Here is a 219-nt window from a genome sequence, read left to right as displayed (position 1 = left end):
ATCGCAATGTACTCCATCTCTGGCGTGATAATCCCCTGACGAGCAAAATGTAATTGCGTCACACATTGCCCTGTTTTAGCACGTAATGGCTTAGGTAAATAAGCAAAGCGTAATTCATTTAAAGATTCGTCCGCTAAACGCTCTTGCGCAAAGTAAGAGGTGACATTATCTAATGTTTCTACATCTTCACGCGCTGTAATCCAAGATTCACGTAAACGC

The 219-nt window shown here is 42.0% G+C and carries 1 pseudogene; it reads right to left on the bottom strand.

The annotated features are described in order from the left end of the window. Positions 1-219 (bottom strand): annotated as a pseudogene (locus tag V6256_RS15770) (phosphomethylpyrimidine synthase ThiC); the annotation flags it as partial.

The organism is Psychromonas aquatilis (assembly GCF_038155185.1).
Classification (GTDB): Bacteria; Pseudomonadota; Gammaproteobacteria; order Enterobacterales; family Psychromonadaceae; genus Psychromonas; species Psychromonas aquatilis.
The sequence above is the reverse complement of the archived record's forward strand: the minus strand, read 5'-3'. Positions and strand labels throughout refer to the sequence as shown.